The sequence below is a fragment of the Paenibacillus sp. BJ-4 genome, assembly GCF_020404765.1.
GTDB lineage: Bacteria > Bacillota > Bacilli > Paenibacillales > Paenibacillaceae > Paenibacillus.
Genome location: NZ_JAIVEM010000023.1, coordinates 25,039 through 48,111 on the forward strand (window position 1 = coordinate 25,039; position 23,073 = coordinate 48,111).

Here is a 23,073-nt window from a genome sequence, read left to right on the forward strand (position 1 = left end):
AGCCGGAGGGGGAACAGCCTTTTTTTGTTTTCTGGCGACTCGAAACTTACATTTTTGGGTAATAAGCGATTAAGGTAGGGATTTATTTGTGTTTTCCTTCATGATCTACACAGAGGAGTGATGACACTTGAGTCAAAGAAAATCCGCGCAGTTATTGCAGCAGCTCGTATTTGTAGGCCCTATGGCGTTGTTTTTCGTCTTAATTATGGTCATTCCGTTCCTGCTGGGACTATATTATTCCATGACCAACTGGGACGGAGTGTCTGAAAATGTCCGATGGCTCGGACTGAGGAATTACGTCCATATTTTCAGAGATGATCCGGATTTTCGGAATGCGTTCTGGTTCACGGTCCGTTTTACCGTATGTGGCGTGATTCTGACGAATCTGATCGGCTTTTCCCTGGCTTATGTACTTACAAAGCCGTTGCGTACCCGCAACGCGTTGCGGACTGTATTTTTTATGCCTAATATGATTGGTGGCTTGCTGCTTGGCTTCATCTGGCAGTTTATCTTTGTACGCGGTTTTTCTGCGGTGGGGGAGGCAACCGGACTGTCCCTTTTCAAACTACCGTGGCTTGGCGATGGGCCAACTGCTTTTTGGGGAACTGTCATTGTGTTTGTTTGGCAATACGCAGGTTATCTCATGGTTATCTACATATCCTCGTTAAATAACGTCCCCCATGCCCTGATTGAATCGGCTCAAATCGACGGTGCAAGCCGAAGACAGATTTTACGCCAAGTGGTAGTGCCGCTTATTATGCCAGCCGTAACCGTCTGCCTCTTTCTGGCGATATCCTGGTCCTTTAAAGTGTTTGAGCTGAATTTGGCTCTGACAAAGGGTGGACCCTTCAAGTCGACAGAGTCCGTAGCGTTGGACATATATAATGAAGCGTTTACAAATAATCGTCTTGGATTGGGGACCGCCAAAGCTATGATTTTCTTTATCATCGTAGCGATCATTACGATCATTCAGGTGCGCCTCACGAAGAAGAAGGAGGTTGAAATGTAATGGGAAAAACGTCGAGCTATCGCTTGGGTACATGGGTTGCTGAAATCGTGCTCATTGTGCTCGGATTGATCTTTCTGATTCCGTTTTATTTTTTGCTCGTCAATTCCGTTAAATCCTTTGGCGACATTTTGGCCCATTCCGCTTCGTGGCCGACAACCTTCCGGTTTGAGAACTACGTCAACGCCTGGAATAAAATAAATTTCCCTACAGCGCTGGGGAATTCACTGGTCGTCACCATCGTCAGCAATGCTCTCCTGCTGTTGATCAGCTCGATGGCTGCTTACCAGATGGTTCGCCACGATACGCGTTTTAACCGATTGCTGTTCGGTTTACTTGTGGCTGCGATGGTCGTGCCTTTTCAGTCCATCATGCTGCCGCTCATGGAGGTATCCAACGTGCTGAGTTTGAACAATAGCATACCAGGACTGATTTTGTGCTATTTGGGCTTTGGAGCGCCGTTATCCGTTTTTCTCTTTCACGGGTTTGTTAAAACGGTGCCTGTTGAGGTCGAGCAGGCGGCGAGGGTGGATGGTTCCTCACGGTACGGTGTGTTCTTTCGCATCGTGTGTCCGCTGCTGCTGCCTATGTTCGTAACCGTACTTATTTTGAACACCTTATGGATTTGGAATGACTATCTGCTGCCATCGCTCATTTTGAATGATCCGGAGCTGCGCACCATTCCGATTGCGACCTATATGCTGTTCGGCCAGTATACCAAGCAATGGGACTTGGCGCTGCCAGCGCTGGCACTGGGGATCACGCCAATTGTTGTTTTTTTTCTGGTGATGCAAAAATACATCGTTTCCGGCATTGCGGCCGGTGCGGTCAAAGGCTGACGGGAGGGATAACCGATGAAAAAAACAGCACTTCTTGTCTTCTCCTTGATCGTACTGCTCGCATGTACGCTTTCGGGTTGTGGAAATACGCAGGCCGGGCCAAACGAGATGAAAACGATACACATCTATCAGTTCAAAGTAGAGATTTCAGAGCCGCTAAACAAACTCAAGGCGGAATATGAAAAAACGCATCCTGGCATCAAGCTGGATATCCAATCTGTCGGAGGCGGTACGGATTACGGTGCTTCGTTGAAGGCTAAATTCGCCTCAGGCGATCAGCCGGACATTTTCACCAATGAGGGCTATCAGGACCGTGATACGTGGTTTGAGTATTTGGAGGACTTGTCGGATCAGCCATGGGTAAAGGATCTGGATGATTTTGCCCGCAAGCCGATGACCGTTAACGGTAAGATTTACGGACAGCCCATGAATCTGGAAGGCTTTGGATTTGTTTATAATAAGGATTTGTTCAAGCAGGCAGGCATAACCAAGCTGCCTCAGACGATGAGTGAGCTGGAGGAAGCAGCAAAGCGCCTGAAAGCGGCAGGGATTACACCGTTTGCTAACGGATATGCGGAATGGTGGGTGCTGGGGAACCATTTTGCCAATATTCCGTTTGCCAGACAGCCGAACCCGGAGACCTACGTCGAGCATTTAAATAAGGGAACAGCCCGTATCCCTGGCAATCCTGTGTTTGATCAGTGGGTGAAGCTGCTTGACCTGACTTTAAAATATGGTAACAGCAATCCCCTTACGACAGACTATAATACACAAGTCACGTTATTTGCGACAGGCAAGGCCGCCATGATGCATCAGGGTAACTGGACTCAGCCACAAATAGACGGTATTAATCCTAACTTGAATCTGGGTATTTTGCCTACGCCTATAGATAATGATCCTGCTAAAGGAGGCAGGCTTGCAGTGGGGGTGGCATCCAACTGGGTGGTCAATAAAAATTCTCCTGTGAAGCAGGAGGCAAAAGATTTTCTCAATTGGCCGGTTACTTCGGAGACAGGCAAGCACTATATCACCAAGGAGTTCAAATTCGTCCCCGCCTTCAAAAGCATTACATCCAGTGATGAAACGACAGGTGATCTTGGTGCGGAAATATCCCGGCATGTGAGGGAAGGCAAGATATGGAGCTGGAACTTCCAGCGCTTCCCGAAAGGACTGAATCAGGATTTAAGCAGTAGTATGCAAGCCTATATAGCAGGGGTTATTACAAAAGACGAAATGCTGCAGCAATTTCAGGGAGCGTGGGACAATTTGAAGTATAGATAAAAAATGCCGCTGCATCAGGAACCCGCACCCCAACTCTTTAGCTCAGGCCGGAATTTTGAAGTTCAAAAGGCTTTGACGGTCAAGGGCCGTTAGAGCCTTTTTTGATGCAGGTTTCTATGACAAAAGTCACTCGTGAAGTGACGGAGTAGGTATTTTACTTTACATATCTTTTCTCTGGACCAAAGGTTGTGGTGGCAGGTGTTAAATCAACCAAGGGAATGTTATAATAAACAGGATTTACAGGCACGCATTGCATCTGTGCTTATTTGGCTTGTACAAATAGGTTACATAGATCCTTTCCATTCAGGATGTTCGATATTCTGGTGCGGAAGAACGTGACGATAATACCGGAGGGAATATATCATGGCAAAACTGGTGGTTTGTGATCACCCTTTGATCCAACACAAACTTACATTTATCCGCGATGTGCGGACCAACACCAAGGATTTCCGCGAGCTCGTGGATGAAGTAGCAACTTTGATGGCTTATGAAATTACGAGGGACATCCCGTTGGAAAGCATTACGGTGCAAACACCGGTTGCTGAGACAGAAGGTAAAGTGATTTCCGGACGTATGCTGGGCCTCATTCCGATTTTACGTGCAGGCTTGGGTATGCTGGATGGTGTCGTAAAGCTGCTGCCAGCAGCAAAGGTAGGGCATGTGGGATTGTTCCGCGACCCTGAAACATTGCAGCCTGTGGAATACTACACGAAGTTGCCTACAGACGTGACTGAGCGTGAATTGATCGTCATTGATCCGATGCTTGCAACAGGCGGCTCGGCAATTGCGGCTATTGACGTGTTGAAAAAAAGAGGCTGTACCCAAATTAAAATGATGAATCTGATTGCTGCTCCTGAAGGAGTTAAAGCTGTGCAAGATGCCCATCCTGATGTAGACATTTATGTCGCTGCACTGGATGAGCGTCTGGATGATCATGGTTATATCATTCCAGGTCTTGGTGACGCGGGAGACCGCTTGTACGGAACCAAGTAGACCGTCTTTGGAGGTCGGCAAATTTATGGACGTTGCGGACAGGTTGTTTTCGCATTAAGAAGATTTGTGAACCGAACGTTTATTATGAAAAGGGGTTTCAACTTAAAATGTCCAAAATCAAAGTAATGACCATTTTTGGCGTACGTCCGGAAGCGATTAAAATGGCTCCTCTCATTTTAGAGCTTCAGCGTCATCCGGAGCATATCGAGTCTGTGGTATGCGTTACAGCTCAACATCGCCAAATGCTTGATCAGGTTCTGGAGGTCTTTAACATTCACCCTGACTATGATCTGGATGTGATGAAAGACCGTCAGACACTCAACGAAATTTCCATCCGTGTACTTCAGGGGCTGGAACCTGTATTACGTGAGGCCAAACCGGATATCGTATTGGTTCACGGTGATACGCTGACCACTTTCCTCGCTAGCTACGCAGCCTTTATGCAACAAATTGAAGTAGGGCATGTGGAAGCAGGCTTGCGGACATGGAACAAGCTTTCTCCGTATCCAGAGGAAATGAATCGTCAGCTCACAGGCGTGTTGTCTGATCTTCATTTCTCGCCTACTTCTTTATCCGCTGGCAATTTGCGGAAGGAAAATAAACCTGAATCGCGAATATATGTAACAGGAAATACGGTGACTGACGTATTTCAGTATACGGTTCGTCAGGATTACGAACACCCAGTACTGGAATGGGCTCAGGGCAAGCGTTTGATTCTGATGACAGCCCACCGTCGTGAGTCGCAAGGGGAACCACACCGTCAAATTTTTAATGCGGTAAAACGGATCGCAGACGAATTTGAAGATATCGCTATCGTTTATCCGGTTCATCCGAGTCCGGCTGTGAAGGAACCTGCATTTGAGATTTTAGGCAACCATCCGCGTATTAAGCTGATTGATCCGCTGGACGTTGTAGATTTACACAATTTTTATCCGCACACGCATCTGATTCTTACGGATTCCGGTGGTCTTCAGGAAGAAGCGCCTTCGTTCGGCGTACCTGTACTGGTACTACGTGATACGACCGAAAGACCGGAAGGGATTGAGGCAGGCACATTGGAATTGGTCGGTACGAGTGAAGAGAATGTCTACAATCGTACCAAGGCTCTTTTGACAGATTCCGGGTTGTACGAGTCTATGAGTCAGGCAGCGAATCCTTATGGCGACGGACAGGCGTCGGTAAGAATTGTCAATGCGATTTTGCACCATTACGGTGTCAAAACCGAACGCCCTGAAGAATTTCACACAATGTTCACAAAAGGCGTCCGCTCGTAATAATATTCCTTTACAAGGTAAGCATACAGTTAAACTGTACGGTTACCAAGGGATACAGCATTTTTAGATGCTTTGTCGACTGATTTTTATACTTTAGGGCGCTAAAATATCTCAATTGACAAAGCATCTTATATTTAAGTAAAATGGACTGGAATTACAGGGGTGACATGGAAAAGTGGTCAAACCTTCCAAGCAAAACAACAACCGAAATAACACCGGAAATGCCTTCAAGGCAATTGGACTGGTGAGCGCTATCGGCATTGATCTGACGGTATGCACACTGGGTGGTTTCTATGCCGGAAATTGGCTTGATGCCAAACTTGGTGGCTCCGGAATTTGGACTGGCGTAAGCGTTCTCGCAGGCTTGGTTGTAGGCGCATTGACTATTGCCCTTGTGATCGGAAAGGTATTGAGGGATAACCATGAATGAGATGACCCGTATGCAAAAAATGTTATGGATCGTAGCGCTTATTATTATGGCTCTGTGTTTCCTGGTCTCCGCCTTCATGCCCCAACATCGTGACATTGCTCACGGAATCATTCTGGGAACGGGAGTAAGCTGTCTAAATGTACTGTATATGGCCTACAAAATTCGACAGGTTGCGAGTGCGGCCGCCGGTGAAGGAAAGAAGAAAAAGGTAGGTATTGGCTTTGGCGTTCGATTAGGGACCTCGATTTTGGCAGTGGTGCTGGCCATTGAATTTCCAGCCTATTTCCATGAGATCGCTGTAATGGCAAGCCTGGTAACTGGACAATTTCTTCTTTTAATTATAGGTGCCATATTCACGCTTCAGGAAAAATGATAGCTCAACTGAGAAAGGGGTGAGAAAACATGTTGCATGAATCACCGATTATTCAATTGGGCGGGTTTAACATTGACTTGTCCGTCATTATTATGCTGGTTGTGACTTGCGCGATTGTGTTTGGATTGGCATTTGCTGCAACGCGCAATTTGTCTGTGGACAATCCGAGTAAGCTGCAAAATTTTATGGAATGGGTAGTAGAATTCGTTCAAGGACTCATTTCCAGTACGATGGATTTGAAAAAAGGGAAGCCATTCCTTTCTTTAGGGATGACGCTGATCATGTTCATTTTCGTCGGAAATATGCTGGGTCTGCCGTTCGGGATCGTGACTGAATTTGATAATGTGCAAAGTGCACAAGTATTTGGGCATGACATCGTTCCGGTCAAGGAAGCATTAGAGCAAGCACAGGCGTCTCACCCGGGCGAAGCTGCCCATGTAGGTATCAGCTGGTGGAAATCACCTACCGCAGATGCAGGGGTATCCATTGGACTGGCATTGATGATCTTTGTCCTGGTTCATTTCCTGGGGATCTTCCGTAATACCAAAGCTTACTTCAAGCATTACGTTCAGCCATTTCCATTCTTTTTGCCTATTAACTTGATTGAGCAGTTCTCAAAACTATTGACACACGGTATGCGTCTGTTCGGTAATATTTTTGCCGGTGAAGTTTTGATCAGTGTTCTGCTGAAAATGACAGCACTTGGTGTGGGAGGTATGGTTGCTTCTGTATTGGGACTCGTGGTCTGGCAAGGATTCAGTATTTTTGTCGGCAGCATTCAGGCGTTCGTCTTCACCATTTTGACGTTCGTATATATCTCACAGGCAATTGACACACATGAAGAAGAACATTAGGTGAATTTAGTTTCAGGTTTTTAGTTAAGTTCAGGAGTGCGCTTCGCTCTTAACTGCAAATACATGTACAATACAAATACACATCTCTAAGGAGGATTTTTAAAATGGGAGCTTGGGCATTAATAGCAGCAGCTATCGCAGTAGGTTTGGGCGCTTTGGGCGCTGGTATCGGTAACGGTCTGATCGTAAGTAAAACAGTTGAAGGTATCGCTCGTCAGCCGGAGGCAAAGTCCACATTGCAAACAATAATGTTTATCGGTGTAGGTTTGGTCGAGGCCCTGCCTATTATCGGGGTCGTTCTGGCATTTATTTTTTACGCTAAAGCTTAATGAATTGAACCTAGCAAGGTTTGGCGGGGAAGGCACAGCCATCCGCGCCTTCTTTGTTGCTTAAACATGAAAGATCCAGGACTGACGTTCACCGGAAAGGAGTGACTTCAATTGAGTTTAAATTGGACAAGTATCGTTTTTACGATCATTGCATTTTTGATCTTGTACTGGTTACTGACCCGCTATGCATTCGGCCCTCTCTTTTCCGTTATGGAGAAGCGGCGTCAGCTTGTATTGCAGCAAATGAGTGAAGCAGCACAAACCCGTGAACAGGCTGTTGCTTATGTTGAGGAGCAAAAACAGGCTCTCCAGCAAGCGCGTAAGGAAGCTTACGATATTATTGAGCAGTCGAAACAAACAGGTAACAAGCAAGCAGAGCAAATTATTATTCAGGCTAAAGACGAAGCAGTTCGCCTGAAGGATGAGGCTGTTCGTGAAATCACAAGCGAGCGCAATAAGGCAGTTGCCGAGCTGCGCAGCGAAGTGGGTAAAGCTTCGGTACAAATTGCTTCCAAGCTGATTCAAAAAGAAATCAAGGAAGACCAAGTCCAGGGAGAGCTTGTCGACCAGTACCTTAAAGAGGTAGGAGGCAAAGCATGAGCCGGGATACGGTAGTTGCCAAACGGTATGCGAAAGCCTTGTTTGAAGTGGCAGAGCAGGAGCAGACCATTATGGAGACCGAGCAGGAACTGCGTGCTTTTGTAGAGGCTGTATCGGGGGATGCCGAAATCCGTAAGTTCATTAATTCTCCTAACATTACGGAAGAGGTAAAGCTTCAGGTTCTGGCCAACAGCTTTGAAGGCAAGGTGTCTGCCTCGCTAATTAACACGATTAAGTTGTTGATTCAGCGCAGCAGAGCTGATTTGTTTGAAGCTCTCCTTGATGGTTACCTTGAGATTCAGGAGTACAAGCTGGGATTGGCCCATGCAAAGGTGTATTCCACTTATGCATTAAGTGAGCAGGAAAAAGCAACGGTGGCCGAGGAATTCGGAGCCCGTGAACATAAAACAATCCGCGTGGAAAATATAGTAGACCCTAGTCTGCTGGGCGGATTGAAAGTGGTTATCGGCGATACACTGTACGACGGCAGTCTGGCCGGCAAGCTGGATCGTCTTGAGAAATCCTTTAACAGACGAGTATAGAAGATAGGGGTGAACACACTTGAGTATCAAACCTGAAGAAATCAGTTCATTGATTAAAAGTCAGATTGAACAATATAAAAATGATATCGAGGTCGTTGAAGTCGGCACTGTTGTTGAAGTCGGCGACGGTATTGCCCGCGTCTACGGACTAGAAAAAGTCATGGCCGGTGAATTGGTTGAATTCGATAACGGCGTATTGGGCTTGGCGCTCAACGTGGAAGAGAGCAATGTCGGTGTCGTTATTCTTGGACCATTCTCTGACATTCGTGAAGGCGGTCAAGTTAAACGTACAGGCCAAATCATGCAGGTCCCTGTTGGGGACGCACTGATTGGACGCGTAGTTAATCCATTGGGTCAGCCGGTAGATGGCAAGGGTCCAATTGCTACTACGGAATTCCGTCCGGTGGAAAGTCAGGCTCCTGGTGTTATGGCCCGTAAATCCGTACATGAGCCAATGCAAACAGGAATTAAAGCCATTGACGCTATGGTTCCGATTGGCCGCGGTCAACGTGAGCTGATCATCGGTGACCGTCAAACAGGTAAAACTTCTATTGCAATTGATGCGATTCTGAACCAAAAAGGCAACGGTATGAAATGTATTTATGTTGCTATTGGTCAAAAACAATCTACAGTAGCTCAAGTTGTTGAAACATTGCGTCGTCACGGTGCATTGGAATATACGATTGTTGTTACGGCATCTGCTTCTGAGCCATCACCTTTGCTGTACATTGCCCCTTACTCTGGCTGCGCTATGGGTGAGTATTTTATGTACAAAGGAGAGCATGTCCTTGTCGTATATGATGACTTGACCAAACAAGCGTCCGCATACCGGGAGCTTTCCCTGTTGCTGCGTCGTCCACCGGGCCGTGAGGCTTATCCGGGTGACGTTTTCTATCTGCACTCTCGCTTGCTGGAACGTGCAGCGAAGCTGAATGATGAATTGGGTGGCGGCTCACTTACTGCGCTTCCGTTTATCGAGACACAAGCTTCAGATGTTTCTGCATACATTCCAACTAACGTAATTTCCATCACGGATGGACAAATTTTCCTGGAAGCTGACTTGTTCTATGCAGGTCAACGCCCGGCGATTAACGTAGGTATTTCTGTATCCCGTGTAGGGGGCTCCGCTCAGATTAAAGCAATGAAAAAGGTTGCAGGCTCCTTGCGTCTGGATCTCGCTCAATATCGTGAGCTTCAAGCGTTCTCCCAATTCGGTTCCGATCTGGATAAATCCACTAAAGCCCGTCTTGACCGAGGCGCTCGTATGATGGAAATTTTGAAACAGAGTGTACATCAGCCGTTGCCTGTTGAAAAACAAGTTGTGAGCTTATACACCGCTGTTAAGGGCTTCCTTGATGATATCCCGGTAGCGGATGTAAAACGTTTTGAGAAGGACTTCCTGTCTTTCATGGAGTCTGACCATCAGGATGTGCTTCAATCTATCCGTGATACAAAAGACTTGGTGGCTGATAACGAGGCAGCTTTGAAAGCAGCTATCGAGAAATTCAAAAAATCGTTTGCCACGTCGGTTTAATACATGAATTTGCCTGTTTATGACGAAAAATGTTCTAAGGAAGCGTGCCCTTCGGGCTTTGGCTTCCTTGGCATGTTTTACCCCCAATAACAGGTCCTTTAATATATGTCCGGCTGGACTTGAATCTTACGAAGTAGCTTTGTTTTTCTGAAAGCTAAGTGATTGCTTACGAAGTTAGCTTTGGCCTTGCCAAAGCTTGAAGGTGGTGAAATCATGGCAAAAGGTATGCGCGAGATTAAACGTCAGATTAAAAGTATACAGAGTACAAAGCAAATTACGAAAGCGATGGAAATGGTCGCTGCATCCAAGCTGAGAAAAGCCCAGGAGAAAGCGGAGTCGGCTCGTCCTTACGCTGAAAAGCTTAAGGAAGTCGTCAGCAGTATTGCTTCTGGATCGAACAACGTCAAGCATCCGATGCTGGAGACGCGTCCGGTTAAGAAGACTGCTTATCTCATCATCACATCTGATCGTGGTCTGGCTGGTGGTTATAACGCCAATATTTTGCGGCAGGTTACGCAGACGATTGCGGAACGTCACCGTTCACAGGATGAATTTGTGATTTTCATCATCGGACGAAAAGGACGAGATTATTTCAGACGTCGTGAGTTCCCTATTGCAGAGTCAGTGACTGACTTGTCGGATACGCCTGCTTTTGCAGATATCAAAACGATTGCAAGCAAGGCTGTAAAAGGCTTTGAACTTAAAGAATTTGATGAGCTTTATCTATGCTATAACCGCTTTGTCAATGCACTGACTCAAATTCCGACAGTCGACCGTTTGTTGCCAATGGCAACACTGGATTCGGATACTGCTTCATCCTCGATTGATTACGAGTATGAGCCTTCACCAGATGGAGTGCTGGAAGTATTGTTGCCGCGTTATGCAGAAACACTCATCTACGGCGCTTTGCTGGATGGTAAGGCCAGTGAGCTGGGAGCGAAGATGACTGCGATGGGGTCTGCTACCAAAAATGCTACCAAGCTGATTGGTGAACTGTCGTTGACCTATAACCGTGCTCGTCAAGCGGCTATTACCCAGGAAATTACGGAAATTGTGGCAGGTGCAAATGCTCAGTCTTAATGAGATTTTGCAGACTGCTGTATAGCAGAGCCTATACTAATATGATAATTTGCGGGCGCAAAACAAATCAGAGTTTTTCGGATTTGCGGCTGTGCAAGCTTGTAGGAGGGAAACCAAAAGATGAACAAAGGACGCGTAGTGAGCATCCAGGGTCCGGTTGTTGACGTTGAATTTGAACGCGGTCAGCTTCCGGAGATCCTAAATGCTATTCATATTGGGACTGTGCTGGAGACTGGAGTTAAACTGGATCTAACGCTTGAAGCATCAAAGCATCTGGGCGATAATCGTGTACGTTGTATTGCGATGTCTTCCACAGACGGTCTGGTTCGCGGAGCTGAAGCGGTAGACCTGGGGGCGCCTATTTCGGTGCCTGTTGGTGAGGCTACTCTGGGACGCGTATTTAACGTGCTGGGAACTCCAATTGATAACGGTGCTGACATTAGTACAGCAGAAAAAAATCCGATTCACCGTCAGGCCCCTTCTTTCGATGAATTGACGACTCAAGCAGAAATGCTCGAAACAGGCATTAAAGTTATTGACTTGCTGGCTCCTTATGCCAAAGGCGGTAAAGTTGGATTGTTCGGTGGTGCTGGTGTAGGTAAAACCGTAACCATCCAAGAATTGATTAACAATATTGCTCAGGAGCATGGCGGTATTTCTGTATTTGCGGGTGTAGGTGAACGCACACGTGAAGGAAATGACTTGTACCATGAAATGAAAGAGTCCGGCGTTATCAACAAAACAGCGATGGTGTTTGGACAAATGAATGAGCCTCCGGGTGCGCGTTTGCGTGTTGCCCTCACCGGTCTGACAATGGCGGAGTATTTCCGTGATCAAGAAGGCCGTGACGTGCTGCTCTTTATTGATAACATCTTCCGCTTTACTCAAGCGGGTTCTGAGGTTTCAGCCCTGCTGGGACGTATGCCTTCCGCAGTAGGTTACCAGCCTACGCTGGCAACTGAGATGGGTCAATTGCAAGAACGGATTACTTCGACTAAAAAAGGCTCTGTTACTTCCATTCAGGCGATCTATGTGCCTGCGGATGACTACACTGACCCGGCACCTGCTACAACATTCGCCCACTTGGATGCAACGACAAACCTGGAACGTAAAATTTCCGAAATGGGTATTTACCCAGCGGTTGATCCACTCGCATCAAGCTCCCGGATTTTGTCTCCAGATGTTGTAGGTGAAGAGCATTACAATGTAGCACAAGGGGTAAAACAAATTTTGGCCCGCTACAACGAACTTCAGGATATCATTGCCATCCTGGGTATGGACGAGTTGAGCGAAGAAGACAAAATGCTGGTAGCACGTGCACGTAAAATCCAGCGTTTCTTGTCCCAACCTTTCCACGTTGCCGAGGCGTTTAACGGCTTCCCGGGTAAATATGTACCGGTTAAAGAAACGGTACGAAGCTTCAAAGAAATTCTGGAAGGAAAGTATGATCATCTTCCAGAAGCAGCGTTCCTTTTCGTAGGAGCCATCGAAGAAGCAGTAGAAAAAGCCAAAACGCTGTAATTACACAGGCAAGAATAGCCGAGAGCCTTACGAAGTGAGCTGTCTGTGGACAGCTTTCAGGAGGGATTCAAGTGAGCACGTATTTATTAGAGATTGTGACGCCGGAGCGCCTGGTCTATACAGAGCAGGTCAACAGCATCAGTGTTCGCGGCTCAGAAGGCGACCTTGGTATTTTACCTGGACACCTTCCCTTGGTCACTCCCTTGAAGATTGCACCGGTACGTATCAAAATCGGTGGTCAGACTGAGGTGATCGCGGTCAATGGGGGCTTTGTTGAAGTCCGCAAGGATAAAGTGGTCATTTTGGCTGAGAGTGCGGAACGCTCTGAAGATATTGACGTAGAGCGTGCCCGTGCGGCAAGGGAGCGGGCGGAGCTGCGGCTCCAAAGCAAGCAGGAACAGATAGACCATCATCGGGCGGAAGTGGCTCTGCAACGGGCGCTTAACCGTTTGAATGCTACAAGTATCAGAACCAATAAGAATTAAATATTAGGTTTTAGTGGAATTATAAGAGGGTTCGGCATAGTATACGGATGGAATGACAGGGAGACCGCTTCAGAACTTCTGCCAGAGAATGTCCGGCAGGTGGAGAGGAAAACCTTTCCTTCATTCGATCACTGTGATCGGGCCCTTTTTTTAGACATTTTTACCAAATATGCAGTCCTATTTCTTGCTTGGCAGCTAGGTACATAGTACCTTTTAAATTCACGAAACAGAAGTAATTATTCACATTTTGTCGAAATAAATGTTCTGAAAGCAGAAATATGACTAGCATATTAGGCGTGCGCCGAGTATTATAAAGAAGTCTGTGAAGCAGGATGGGAGGGATGACGGATGAACGGGAAGCAGCAGTTGGCTGAACAGCTAAGTCAATCGGCGAGTATGACCGCGTTGATCTCCATGATCGTGTCGCTCATCTGTATAGCGCTAGCTTGGTGGGCTTTACAGAGCTTAAAGCTGGATTTGATAATCCGGCACCCCAAAGGACCGCAAGGCAGATTGTTGCATTTGTTTCTTGCTATTATCGTCGGACAGCTAGTTTCTGGTTTCCTGCTGAGCTACATCTCATGGAGCCAGATGCTCTAGTGTGTTGTTTTAACATGGAGTGGGCGGGTTATATGACTTTATGACTGTGTCTCTGCGGGAATTGTCGAATAACATCGTTCCATATTGTCAACAATGGTAAACAAAAGAACCATACATGTATAACCGACTGAATCAGTTGGAGTACGATGGACATCAAGCACAAAAAACGCTTGTATACTTGTTTTGATCAGTGGTATGATGGCAGTTAGGGTATTAATAAAATCTTGTTTTTTTATGTAATGAAAAAGCAAGGCATGAAAATAGCGGAATATGTTCTTTTTTCCATGATGGAAAAGGGAAATGACGCGCGGAGGGAACCATAGATGAGCAAATTTATCGTCCGCGGTGGCAACAGATTGACCGGGAGTGTCAAAGTCAGCGGAGCCAAAAACTCAGTTCTGCCGATCATCGCCGCTTCTCTGCTAGGAGAAGAAGGAGAAAGTGTTATTATTGATGCACCTCCTCTAGACGATGTGATGACCATTAACAAAGTACTGGAGTCCTTAGGAGCAGGCGTTACATACCAAGATGAGGTCATTCGTGTTGACGCGCGGAAGATAATTTCCTGTGAAGCCCCTTATGAGTGGGTTAGGAAAATGCGCGCATCATTTTTGGTTATGGGGCCGTTGCTTACACGTTTGGGACATACAAGAATTTCGCTTCCGGGCGGCTGCGCAATTGGCACACGACCAATTGACCAGCATTTGAAGGGCTTTGAAGCATTGGGGGCCGAGATTAGTCTGGGCCAAGGTTTTATTGAAGCGAAAAGTAACGGGCGTCTGCGTGGAGCCAAAGTTTATTTGGATGTAGCCAGCGTAGGAGCAACCGAGAATATTATGATGGCCGCTACTCTTGCCGAGGGCGTAACCACTATTGAAAATGCTGCTAAGGAACCTGAGATCGTTGATCTTGCGAACTTCCTCAATGGTATGGGGGCCAAGGTACGCGGTGCAGGCACAGGCATTATTCGCATTGAAGGCGTCGAGAAACTTCATGGTGTGAAACATACGGTCATTCCCGACCGTGTAGAAGCAGGTACTTATATGGTTGCTGCTGCGATCACAGGCGGGAACGTATATGTGGAAGGTGCAATATCCGATCATTTGGGACCTGTTATCTCCAAGATGGAAGAAATGGGTGTAACCATTCAACCGGATGAAAACGGAATTCGTGTTATCGCAGATAAACCGTTAAAGGCCGTTGATGTTAAAACGTTGCCTTATCCTGGTTTCCCTACGGATATGCAGTCTCAGATGATGGCACTTCAACTTGCTGCTGAAGGAACGAGCATTATCACGGAAACCGTCTTTGAAAATCGCTTCATGCATGTGGATGAATTTCATCTTATGAATGCGGAGATTAAAGTCGAAGGACGTTCTGCGATTGTAACAGGCAATGCGAAGCTGACAGGTGCGAAAGTGACCTCGACAGATTTGCGTGCAGGTGCTGCGTTAATTCTGACCGGACTTATTGCGGAGGGTACTACGGAGGTATCCGGTGTACATCATATCGACCGTGGCTACGTTCATTTGGCTGAGAAGCTGACTGGATTGGGTGCGGACATTTACAGAGTGACCGTAGAAGAGCCGAAGTTGGATCATTCGTCGAGTACAGAGCGTGTGATGCCGGAAGAAACTACAGGTAATCTGTTCAAAAAGATTCAGCCTTCACTGGCATGAGCTTTAACGTACGCATTCTCATGTAGCGTATGGGGATGGTTCACAAACAACTAAGAACCAAGTCCGAAAGGGCTTGGTTTTTTTGTATTTCCAGCTTGTCTTTTTTCATTCTTTCAGTTCTCTTAAAACGGTTCTATCAAAGTGGACGACCTCATATGATTGAAAATATCTACTGGAGCAGTTGATTGATTCCAGCCGGATATTCAGTCCTTTGATGGAGGTTTCAGCCTATGAAAGATTCACAGGTTCGCATTCGTATACCGATTCGTCATGCCAACGAACATCGCCGGACTTTACCTGCGGAAGAAAGTCCCGGCTTTATAGCTGCTTCAACACAGACAAGCAAGCTTGCTCAGCAGAGGTCGGGCACACGACGCACATTGCCCGATGAAGCCAGGTACGCACGGCGTGCAACGGCAGTGACTCCCGCTGTGCATCCCGTAGGCACGTCACTCCCCGCCTCCGGCGCAGCAGCTCGTGACATACGTGGCGCAAACTTGCCGCCCGTATCCATGCCCGTGCCACATCTGCGGCCTGCCACCGGGCGTGCTCCACGCTGGGGAAGCTACCGTCCCTGGCTGCCAGCTGCCGCCATAGCAGGCCTGTTGGCGCTTGCGCTGGCTGTGCCTGCGTTAATGACGTGGCCTCGCCATACGGCGCAGCCGTTGCCACCGGGCAGCCGCAAGGCAGCTCCCGAGATGCCCGTCGCGGCTGCGAAGTCTGAGGCCCCCGTGACGCGACTGCCGGGGGTTCCGCCCATCCCGGCGGTGCCTGCTGCTCCAGCGCGTGGTGTTCCGGCAGTGGCAGAGCCGGACGTGCGTGTGTACGTCACGTCTACGGGCCGTACAGAGACGCTGCCGCTGGAGGAGTACATTGTCGGCGTTGTAGCCGCCGAAATGCCGCCCAGCTTCGAAGGCGAGGCACTGAAGGCGCAAGCTATTGCCGCGCGCACCTTCATTACTCGGCGTTTGCTGGCTGATGACACCAGTGGCACGCCGGCAGGAGCAGATGTGACGGATACCGTTAAGCATCAGGCTTACATTTCTAAAGCCAAACTTGCTAGAGAGTGGGGACATTCAGGTAAAGCTACTGAGCTGGCTAAAATTCGGCAGGCAGTGCACGACACCAAGGATACGATCATGGTATATGAAGGGAAACCGATTACCGCCTCTTTTTTTTCTACCAGCAACGGCTATACCGAAAATTCAGAGGATGTTTGGGCCAAGGCTGTGCCCTACTTACGGAGCGTATCGAGTCCCTGGGACAAGCAACTGGCCCCACGATATACAGAAACCATCACACTGAGCCGTCAGAGCGTGTTTGATAGACTGGGATTGAGCCGTGCTGCGATGGCTGCTTCTACCGGAGGTGAAAGTACGCCTGAGATTCAGGTACTCTCCAAGACAGAAGGGCATCGCATCAAAAAGATTGAAGTAGGAGGAACAGTCTTTACAGGACCGGAAATTCGCAACAAACTGGGACTGCGTTCGGCTGAATTTACCTGGAGGACCGAAGGAAACAAGATTGCTATAACGACCTATGGTTACGGCCATGGTGTCGGCATGAGTCAGTGGGGGGCCAATGGAATGGCCAAGGAAGGCTATACTGCCACTCAAATTCTCCTTCACTACTATACTGGTATTTCCTTTGCACAGGCTTCTCGTATTCTAAGTTAGTAAATTTTTCAAAACTTTGAAGTATAAAAGAGTTGCACCCGGTAACACTGGTTACTGAGGTGATGAGCAAATGAGTGAACAAAATAAAAACCAGAACCAAAATCATGAAGAAACACCCAAAACCTTTCAGGGTGGAAGAGCTTCACAGCCGTCTTCGTGGAAAAAGCTGTTGTCCAAAAGGTGGGCATACCCGGCAGCCTACATTGCCGCAGCAGCCATTATACTAACTTTAGTGTGGGTCTATCAGGATGCCAGCCAGAAGTCTTTCAAACCTGACCCAGCTAGTCCATCGGTACAGAGCACAAGCGCAGTCGATACCGATGTTAACGGACAACAGCCAGAAAGTATGGAAGTCGTTGCCCAGTCGGAAAATATCGCATGGCCGGTGGCAGATGCCGCCGCAGTAAAGGTCGTAAAGCCATTTTTTGACGAAAACGCGACAGCTGATGAGCAGGCAGCAGCCATGGTAGAGTATGATAAAACCTTTACTGCTAACACCGGAATTGATCTTTCCCGGGCCGACGATCAGACGTTTGAAGTGAGAGCCGCCCTGAGTGGCAAAGTATCCCGTGTGGAACAAAATCCGCTGGTGGGGAATGTCGTAGAAATCACGCATGATAACAATCTCAAAACGGTGTACCAAAGCTTGAGCGATCTGAAAGTAAAAGAGGGCGATCAAGTTAAACAGAACGATGTGATTGCTTCAGCGGGTCGTAACGAGCTTGAAAAGGATTTGAAAACGCATCTGCATTTTGAAGTGTATCAGGATGACAAGCCGGTGAATCCTACAGGCCTGCTTCCTAAAAAATAAATTTGGTCATGGCTTTGCATGCAAAGCGGGGAATCCATATTCCCTGCTTTTTTCTTGTTCATTTTTGTTCAAGAGGTAAACAGATAAGTTGCTTCTGTCAAATAAATAGGCCTTCGGAAGCATGTCTTCCCGCCAAACCGCGAATATATAAGCACGCTCCTCATATAATGTACCAAACTATCCACAGTAGGGAGGCGGGAGCGTGCACGATTACATCAAGGAACGGACCATCAAAATCGGTCGCTGTATCGTGGAAACAAGGAATACGGTCCGTACGATTGCCAAGGAATTTGGTGTCTCCAAGAGCACGGTGCATAAAGATCTGACCGAACGGCTGCCTGAAATCAACCCGGATCTTGCCGATCAAGTGAAGCACATTCTCGAATACCATAAATCCATCCGCCATCTGCGGGGAGGGGAAGCGACGAAAATTAAGTACAAAAAAACGAGTGGGAAAAGAAGGGAGATTTTCGTTTCCGGCAAGTCTTAAAAATATATAGTGAATTGGCTGGCAAAGCCATTGAATCAACCCCCTGAAGTATGATATGTTAAAAGATGGTACAAGACGAAAAATGACATGTAACCGTAGGTTTATACATATATTTGCCGCTTCTTGTCGAATCTTAGCTTTTAAAATATCACTTTGGGGGCCTTTTTAATATGTTCAGTAATGATATCGGTATCGACCTCGGTACGGCCAACGTGCTTATCCACGTCAAAGGGAAGGGGGTTGTTCTTGACGAACCTTCCGTTGTTGCGATAGAAAGCGATACAAAAAAAGTATTGGCTGTCGGAGAGGAAGCACGTCGTATGGTTGGACGGACTCCTGGTAATATCATAGCCATTCGTCCGTTACGGGATGGCGTCATCGCTGATTTTGAAGTGACGGAGGCAATGTTAAAATATTTTATCAGTCGGGTAGGGGGAAAAAGCTGGTACAGCCACCCTCGTATTTTGATTTGTGCGCCGACGAACATTACCTCAGTGGAACAAAAAGCGATTCGTGAAGCGGCAGAGCGCAGCGGGGCGAAAGAAGTGTTCTTGGAGGAAGAGCCAAAAGCAGCTGCCATCGGGGCAGGAATGGATATCTTTGAGCCTAGCGGCAACATGGTCGTGGATATTGGTGGTGGAACGACAGACGTTGCAGTCCTCTCTATGGGGGATGTGGTCACGGCTTCTTCCATTAAAATGGCAGGAGATAAGTTTGATTCAGCCATCATGAAATATGTGAAAACAAAGTATAAGCTTCTCATTGGGGAACGTACGGCCGAGGATATCAAGATTGCCATCGGAACTGTGCATCCGAGTGGAAAACGTGCGGAGATGGACATCCGTGGACGGGATATGGTGTCCGGATTGCCTAAAACATTAAGTATTTCTGCCGATGAAGTGCAGGATGCACTTAGAGACCCAGTGTCAGCGATTGTTGCTGCGGCCAAGTTTGTATTGGAGCAGACCCCACCGGAACTGTCAGCCGATATTATTGATCGTGGTGTCATTCTGACTGGTGGCGGTGCGCTGCTTAGTGGTTTGGACGAGCTGCTTGCAGAAGAATTGCGTGTACCGGTATTGGTTGCCGAGGATCCGATGCATTGTGTCGTTAAAGGCACAGGAATTATGCTGGATAATTTGGATCATGTGGTTAAGAAAAAGTTCTAATCTGCCGATAGTGACTATATGAGACTCGTGTGCGGTCGGACAGGTTGCCTGGCATGTCGGCTTCCGTGCCTCCGTACGAGCAGATGATGCATTAGCAGAGTACAGGATTGGGGTGCGCGATACATGTTGAGAGGTTTATATACTGCGGCAGCCGGAATGACGACACAGCAACGACGCCATGACACCGTGACGCAAAATATTGCCAATATGAATACGCCGGGATACAAACAAGAGAACAGTGTTCAACGTTCTTTTCCCGAAATGCTTATTTCTATGACGGGCGGTAACCCGGATAATCCAGACCGTACGGTCGGCAAGCTCAATACTGGCGTTTTTGCCGAGGAAAGCCTCTCCCCATACATTCAGGGAGCATTGAAGGACAGCGGACAGGCCACGGATTTTGCGATACAGTCCAGTATTAGTGTGAACGACCCGGCAACGGGTCAGCCTATGGCTTTTGATCAGGCGGGGAAATTTGTTAATGCTAACGGTGAAGTCACCTATCGTCCAGAAGCGTTTTTTACGGTCCGTGACAATAACGGAAATGTACGCTATACGCGTGACGGACATTTTCGGGTAAATGGAGCGGGTGCGTTGCTTTCGTCAACTGGCTCAGCAGTGCTGGATACGAATGGCAACCCGATTCGAGTGACGGGTGCTGTCTCAGCACTTAAAGTAAATGAGCGGGGCGAATTGGTGGATAGCCAGTCCAACCAGACGTTGGGAACAACGCTTGGGATTAGTGTCATTGATCGGCCGTACCAGCTCGTTCGTGAGGGCAATGGGAATTTCCGCCTGAATGATACGGATGGTGCCACAGCCAGAATGATGACCGCTAACGATACTGTGTCCGTCCGCCAGGGTTATCTGGAAGTATCTAATGTAGATGCTTCGCAGTCGATGGTGGATATGATGGCTGCGTTAAGAGCTTATGAAGCGAATCAGAAGGTTATTCAATTTTATGATAAAAGCTTGGACAAGGCCGTTAACGAAGTAGGCCGTGTATAACAGGGGGTAAGTGATGAACAACTCCATGATTGGCGCAATGGTGTCGATGGCCAGTGTGCAACAGCGTTTGGATTTGATTGCCGATAATATCGCCAATATCAATACGACTGGTTATAAGAGTAAACAGGGTTCCTTTGAAGATGTGCTTGCTAATGTAAAGCAACAACCTTCATCGTATCTCCAAAATGGGCGGGCTATGCCGCTCGGTTATAATTTGGGCTACGGAGTTAAAACAGCCTCAATTATGAAAAATATGGAACAGGGTTCGCTCAAGGAGACGGGGCTTCCTACCGATCTGGCGATCCAGGGTAATGCCATGTTTGAAGTTCAGGGCAATGGGCAAAAAGCTTGGACTCGTGACGGCAGCTTTCATTTTATTCCTGATCCGAATGACAGTGCAACGATGATGTTGACCACGGCTGAAGGCTATTCGGTACTGGACAACAATGATATTCCTGTGACTGCGCCAGCAGGCTCCAAGGTAGCCATTAATTCGGATGGTGAGTTGTTGATTCGTGCTAATGGGACGGGCGAACCAACAGCTGGTCAGCGAATCAAGCTGATGGATGTTCAGCGTCCAGAAGGACTGGAACAGCGGGATGATAACCTGTTCGTATTAGCGAATGGAGTAACAGAAGCAAATGTATTCGGTGCAGCAGGTGTAGCGGGTGCTGTTCCAACAGACGTATCCGTGCGTTCCGGTTACCTGGAACAGTCCAACGTGGATTTAGCGGGTGAAATGACAGATATGATGCAAGTTCAGCGGATGTATCAAATGGCAGCGCGGGCGCTGACCTCTAGCGATACGATGATGAACCTGGCTAACAATCTGAGGGCTTAGGGATTTGGTGATGAAAGAAGAACAATCCGCTTCCCGTCCAGTTCCTGAAAAGACGAAGTCCCGCTGGCGTACTGCCCGTTATTTCGTAGTTCCGCTGCTGCTCCTGTTTTCGCTGTTAGGTGGTTTAATTGCAGGATACGTGATTGTAGGCAAACAAGGACTGGCAGGCGTATTTGAATGGAAAACCTGGCAGCATGTCATTGATCTTATATTTGCGCCTTAGTTTACTTTAAAAGAGTGGGTGGCGGGCAAAGACAGCTCCGCGAATGTTTGATCTTACGATCGCTGTTGCAACGGGATTTTCTTATTTTATAAGTTATTCAGTTGTAAAAATCCCGTTGCAAAGGCGAACGCTAACGCTTCTCCAGATTCAAATCCTTCGCTCCGCTGCTGCCCGCCATCAGAGCCACTTTAATTAAAATAAACCGCCCGCAATTGTGTGGGGAGTAATAAGAAAACAAAACCCTGTGCCAGTGGCGCAGGGTTTTGTTTTGCCTTTAACGGCAGGAGCCTCCAGCGTAGCGCGTATGGATTGCAGCCAATGAAGGCCATCGCAGAGGCCTTCGGTTTTGTTCCGCCCTCCGACAAGCGAGTATTATTGAAGCGAGGCTTTCTTTTTGAGCCAAAAGTAACTCGGCGGAGGGGATGGAATCGTTCTGAAGAAGCGATAGCGTTCGCCTTTAACCTCGGATTTTACTCTTGAATTCTTATACAATGAAAAAATCCGAGGTTAACAGCGATCGGAAGAATGATCCATCTCCGCAGCCCGTCCACCTTGACTCAAATTGAAGCTCCGCTTCACCCCATAATAGGAGCAACCAATATGGTACTTCCGCGTAATTTTCTTTTTGCATCCGATAACTGTATAATGATGGGGAGTTTATAACACTGCGGGTAAGACCAAACACGGGCAAAAGGGCCTCTTCCGCCTCTGGTTGCGTAACCGACGGAAAAAGCCCCTTATCTCAACCTTCACTTCTGCAGTAGGTGAAGGATATCTATCATTGTTGCCGCTTTGCACTGTTTTTATGCAGCACAGGTAGGGTAATATTATGCTTGCAGCCATTCATGATTGGTACAAAACCAAACCTGCAAGCGGGAGGAGTTATTAAGGTAAATGGACAAATTGCAATTGGATGTTAATCAAATTCAGGAAATCATTCCCCATCGACCGCCATTTTTGTTGGTGGATCGCATCATTGAGCTGGAGGAAGGGGTAAGAGCAGTAGGTATTAAAAATGTAACGATGAGTGAGCCTCATTTCATCGGACATTTTCCGGGGTATCCGGTCATGCCTGGTGTGCTGATCACCGAAGCACTGGCTCAGGTTGGGGCTGTTGCATTACTGCATTTAGAGAAAAATCGGGGCAAAATCGGTTTCTTGGCAGGGCTGGATGGTTTCCGCTTCCGTGGACAGGTGGTTCCTGGGGATACGCTGACGCTTGAAGTGGAAATAACCCGTTCCAAAGGGGCATTCGGCAAGGGGAAAGCTACGGCTAAAGTAGGCGATACGGTAGTAGCTGAGGGCGAGATTATGTTTGCTTTATCCGATCCTCCCCAATAAGCAAGCTCTGCTGACATAAGCACGACGTTTGAACCGAGTGCATGTGTACATAGAAATCCTGTTTTGACAACCAAAAATGGAGAGGGGAAATTCC

25 protein-coding genes are annotated in these 23,073 nt (G+C 47.5%); all 25 read left to right on the forward strand.

Features of this window, described 5'->3' with window-relative positions:
- Nucleotides 1-127 precede the first annotated feature (127 nt).
- Entirely contained in the window at nucleotides 128-1,009 is an 882-nt protein-coding gene (locus tag LCF57_RS04710) for a carbohydrate ABC transporter permease (RefSeq protein WP_225999665.1), read from the forward strand.
- Complete coding sequence (locus LCF57_RS04715) at nucleotides 1,009-1,845, forward strand: carbohydrate ABC transporter permease (RefSeq protein WP_225999666.1); 837 nt, start codon at nucleotides 1,009-1,011, stop codon at nucleotides 1,843-1,845. The genes LCF57_RS04710 and LCF57_RS04715 overlap by 1 nt, the downstream gene beginning before the upstream one ends.
- A 15-nt stretch (nucleotides 1,846-1,860) precedes the next feature.
- Nucleotides 1,861-3,126, forward strand: a complete 1,266-nt coding sequence (locus LCF57_RS04720; RefSeq protein WP_225999667.1) for an ABC transporter substrate-binding protein — start codon at nucleotides 1,861-1,863, stop codon at nucleotides 3,124-3,126.
- 363 nt (nucleotides 3,127-3,489) lie between these two features.
- Entirely contained in the window at nucleotides 3,490-4,119 is a 630-nt protein-coding gene (gene upp, locus LCF57_RS04725) for a uracil phosphoribosyltransferase (RefSeq protein WP_013312332.1), read from the forward strand.
- A 107-nt stretch (nucleotides 4,120-4,226) separates the two neighbouring features.
- On the forward strand, nucleotides 4,227-5,393 hold the full coding sequence (wecB, locus tag LCF57_RS04730; RefSeq protein ID WP_225999668.1) for a non-hydrolyzing UDP-N-acetylglucosamine 2-epimerase: 1,167 nt from the start codon (nucleotides 4,227-4,229) through the stop codon (nucleotides 5,391-5,393).
- Nucleotides 5,394-5,568: 175 nt separating this feature from the next.
- On the forward strand, nucleotides 5,569-5,823 hold the full coding sequence (locus LCF57_RS04735; RefSeq protein ID WP_225999669.1) for an AtpZ/AtpI family protein: 255 nt from the start codon (nucleotides 5,569-5,571) through the stop codon (nucleotides 5,821-5,823).
- Nucleotides 5,816-6,196 carry an ATP synthase subunit I gene (locus tag LCF57_RS04740; protein ID WP_318840621.1) on the forward strand — a complete coding sequence of 127 codons (381 nt, stop codon included), beginning with the start codon at nucleotides 5,816-5,818 and terminating at the stop codon, nucleotides 6,194-6,196. The genes LCF57_RS04735 and LCF57_RS04740 overlap by 8 nt, the downstream gene beginning before the upstream one ends.
- A 29-nt stretch (nucleotides 6,197-6,225) precedes the next feature.
- Nucleotides 6,226-7,050, forward strand: a complete 825-nt coding sequence (atpB, locus tag LCF57_RS04745) for a F0F1 ATP synthase subunit A (RefSeq protein ID WP_225999671.1) — start codon at nucleotides 6,226-6,228, stop codon at nucleotides 7,048-7,050.
- Nucleotides 7,051-7,154: 104 nt separating this feature from the next.
- On the forward strand, nucleotides 7,155-7,379 hold the full coding sequence (gene atpE / locus LCF57_RS04750; protein ID WP_013373437.1) for a F0F1 ATP synthase subunit C: 225 nt from the start codon (nucleotides 7,155-7,157) through the stop codon (nucleotides 7,377-7,379).
- Between the two features lie 111 nt (nucleotides 7,380-7,490).
- The gene (gene atpF / locus LCF57_RS04755; protein ID WP_225999672.1) at nucleotides 7,491-7,979 is read left to right on the forward strand and encodes a F0F1 ATP synthase subunit B; all 489 of its coding nucleotides are present in this window, start codon (nucleotides 7,491-7,493) and stop codon (nucleotides 7,977-7,979) included.
- The gene (locus LCF57_RS04760; RefSeq protein WP_225999673.1) at nucleotides 7,976-8,521 is read left to right on the forward strand and encodes a F0F1 ATP synthase subunit delta; all 546 of its coding nucleotides are present in this window, start codon (nucleotides 7,976-7,978) and stop codon (nucleotides 8,519-8,521) included. Before atpF ends, LCF57_RS04760 begins: the two co-directional genes overlap by 4 nt.
- 19 nt (nucleotides 8,522-8,540) lie before the next feature.
- The gene (gene atpA, locus LCF57_RS04765) at nucleotides 8,541-10,055 is read left to right on the forward strand and encodes a F0F1 ATP synthase subunit alpha (RefSeq protein ID WP_225999674.1); all 1,515 of its coding nucleotides are present in this window, start codon (nucleotides 8,541-8,543) and stop codon (nucleotides 10,053-10,055) included.
- A 213-nt stretch (nucleotides 10,056-10,268) separates the two neighbouring features.
- Entirely contained in the window at nucleotides 10,269-11,135 is an 867-nt protein-coding gene (gene atpG / locus LCF57_RS04770; protein WP_225999675.1) for an ATP synthase F1 subunit gamma, read from the forward strand.
- A 120-nt stretch (nucleotides 11,136-11,255) separates the two neighbouring features.
- The gene (gene atpD / locus LCF57_RS04775) at nucleotides 11,256-12,656 is read left to right on the forward strand and encodes a F0F1 ATP synthase subunit beta (RefSeq protein WP_225999676.1); all 1,401 of its coding nucleotides are present in this window, start codon (nucleotides 11,256-11,258) and stop codon (nucleotides 12,654-12,656) included.
- Between the two features lie 71 nt (nucleotides 12,657-12,727).
- The gene (locus LCF57_RS04780; protein WP_225999677.1) at nucleotides 12,728-13,141 is read left to right on the forward strand and encodes a F0F1 ATP synthase subunit epsilon; all 414 of its coding nucleotides are present in this window, start codon (nucleotides 12,728-12,730) and stop codon (nucleotides 13,139-13,141) included.
- A gap of 348 nt (nucleotides 13,142-13,489) precedes the next feature.
- Nucleotides 13,490-13,741: a DUF1146 family protein gene (locus tag LCF57_RS04785; RefSeq protein ID WP_225999678.1), complete on the forward strand. Its 252-nt coding sequence runs from the start codon at nucleotides 13,490-13,492 to the stop codon at nucleotides 13,739-13,741.
- 323 nt (nucleotides 13,742-14,064) lie between these two features.
- Nucleotides 14,065-15,420 carry a UDP-N-acetylglucosamine 1-carboxyvinyltransferase gene (gene murA / locus LCF57_RS04790; protein ID WP_225999679.1) on the forward strand — a complete coding sequence of 452 codons (1,356 nt, stop codon included), beginning with the start codon at nucleotides 14,065-14,067 and terminating at the stop codon, nucleotides 15,418-15,420.
- Between the two features lie 230 nt (nucleotides 15,421-15,650).
- On the forward strand, nucleotides 15,651-17,096 hold the full coding sequence (gene spoIID, locus LCF57_RS04795; RefSeq protein WP_225999680.1) for a stage II sporulation protein D: 1,446 nt from the start codon (nucleotides 15,651-15,653) through the stop codon (nucleotides 17,094-17,096).
- A 70-nt stretch (nucleotides 17,097-17,166) separates the two neighbouring features.
- Nucleotides 17,167-17,907 carry a M23 family metallopeptidase gene (locus LCF57_RS04800; protein WP_225999681.1) on the forward strand — a complete coding sequence of 247 codons (741 nt, stop codon included), beginning with the start codon at nucleotides 17,167-17,169 and terminating at the stop codon, nucleotides 17,905-17,907.
- Between the two features lie 202 nt (nucleotides 17,908-18,109).
- The gene (gene spoIIID / locus LCF57_RS04805) at nucleotides 18,110-18,397 is read left to right on the forward strand and encodes a sporulation transcriptional regulator SpoIIID (RefSeq protein WP_225999682.1); all 288 of its coding nucleotides are present in this window, start codon (nucleotides 18,110-18,112) and stop codon (nucleotides 18,395-18,397) included.
- Between the two features lie 170 nt (nucleotides 18,398-18,567).
- Nucleotides 18,568-19,566: a rod shape-determining protein gene (locus tag LCF57_RS04810; protein ID WP_225999683.1), complete on the forward strand. Its 999-nt coding sequence runs from the start codon at nucleotides 18,568-18,570 to the stop codon at nucleotides 19,564-19,566.
- 123 nt (nucleotides 19,567-19,689) lie between these two features.
- Entirely contained in the window at nucleotides 19,690-20,574 is an 885-nt protein-coding gene (locus tag LCF57_RS04815; RefSeq protein WP_225999684.1) for a flagellar hook-basal body protein, read from the forward strand.
- 13 nt (nucleotides 20,575-20,587) lie between these two features.
- Nucleotides 20,588-21,415 carry a flagellar hook-basal body protein gene (locus LCF57_RS04820; RefSeq protein WP_225999685.1) on the forward strand — a complete coding sequence of 276 codons (828 nt, stop codon included), beginning with the start codon at nucleotides 20,588-20,590 and terminating at the stop codon, nucleotides 21,413-21,415.
- A 10-nt stretch (nucleotides 21,416-21,425) separates the two neighbouring features.
- Nucleotides 21,426-21,638, forward strand: a complete 213-nt coding sequence (locus LCF57_RS04825; RefSeq protein WP_225999686.1) for a DNA-directed RNA polymerase subunit beta — start codon at nucleotides 21,426-21,428, stop codon at nucleotides 21,636-21,638.
- Between the two features lie 894 nt (nucleotides 21,639-22,532).
- Nucleotides 22,533-22,979 carry a 3-hydroxyacyl-ACP dehydratase FabZ gene (gene fabZ, locus LCF57_RS04830; RefSeq protein WP_152379656.1) on the forward strand — a complete coding sequence of 149 codons (447 nt, stop codon included), beginning with the start codon at nucleotides 22,533-22,535 and terminating at the stop codon, nucleotides 22,977-22,979.
- The last annotated feature ends 94 nt before the right edge of the window (nucleotides 22,980-23,073 follow it).

Coding starts and splice junctions, on each gene's coding strand:
- LCF57_RS04715 (WP_225999666.1), top strand. CDS start 1,009: ATGGGAAAAACGTCGAGCTATCGCTTGGGTACATGGGTTGCTGAAATC.
- LCF57_RS04720 (WP_225999667.1), top strand. CDS start 1,861: ATGAAAAAAACAGCACTTCTTGTCTTCTCCTTGATCGTACTGCTCGCA.
- upp (WP_013312332.1), top strand. CDS start 3,490: ATGGCAAAACTGGTGGTTTGTGATCACCCTTTGATCCAACACAAACTT.
- wecB (WP_225999668.1), top strand. CDS start 4,227: ATGTCCAAAATCAAAGTAATGACCATTTTTGGCGTACGTCCGGAAGCG.
- LCF57_RS04740 (WP_318840621.1), top strand. CDS start 5,816: ATGAATGAGATGACCCGTATGCAAAAAATGTTATGGATCGTAGCGCTT.
- atpB (WP_225999671.1), top strand. CDS start 6,226: ATGTTGCATGAATCACCGATTATTCAATTGGGCGGGTTTAACATTGAC.
- atpE (WP_013373437.1), top strand. CDS start 7,155: ATGGGAGCTTGGGCATTAATAGCAGCAGCTATCGCAGTAGGTTTGGGC.
- LCF57_RS04760 (WP_225999673.1), top strand. CDS start 7,976: ATGAGCCGGGATACGGTAGTTGCCAAACGGTATGCGAAAGCCTTGTTT.
- atpG (WP_225999675.1), top strand. CDS start 10,269: ATGGCAAAAGGTATGCGCGAGATTAAACGTCAGATTAAAAGTATACAG.
- atpD (WP_225999676.1), top strand. CDS start 11,256: ATGAACAAAGGACGCGTAGTGAGCATCCAGGGTCCGGTTGTTGACGTT.
- LCF57_RS04785 (WP_225999678.1), top strand. CDS start 13,490: ATGAACGGGAAGCAGCAGTTGGCTGAACAGCTAAGTCAATCGGCGAGT.
- murA (WP_225999679.1), top strand. CDS start 14,065: ATGAGCAAATTTATCGTCCGCGGTGGCAACAGATTGACCGGGAGTGTC.
- spoIID (WP_225999680.1), top strand. CDS start 15,651: ATGAAAGATTCACAGGTTCGCATTCGTATACCGATTCGTCATGCCAAC.
- LCF57_RS04800 (WP_225999681.1), top strand. CDS start 17,167: ATGAGTGAACAAAATAAAAACCAGAACCAAAATCATGAAGAAACACCC.
- LCF57_RS04810 (WP_225999683.1), top strand. CDS start 18,568: ATGTTCAGTAATGATATCGGTATCGACCTCGGTACGGCCAACGTGCTT.
- LCF57_RS04815 (WP_225999684.1), top strand. CDS start 19,690: ATGTTGAGAGGTTTATATACTGCGGCAGCCGGAATGACGACACAGCAA.
- LCF57_RS04820 (WP_225999685.1), top strand. CDS start 20,588: ATGAACAACTCCATGATTGGCGCAATGGTGTCGATGGCCAGTGTGCAA.
- LCF57_RS04825 (WP_225999686.1), top strand. CDS start 21,426: ATGAAAGAAGAACAATCCGCTTCCCGTCCAGTTCCTGAAAAGACGAAG.
- fabZ (WP_152379656.1), top strand. CDS start 22,533: ATGGACAAATTGCAATTGGATGTTAATCAAATTCAGGAAATCATTCCC.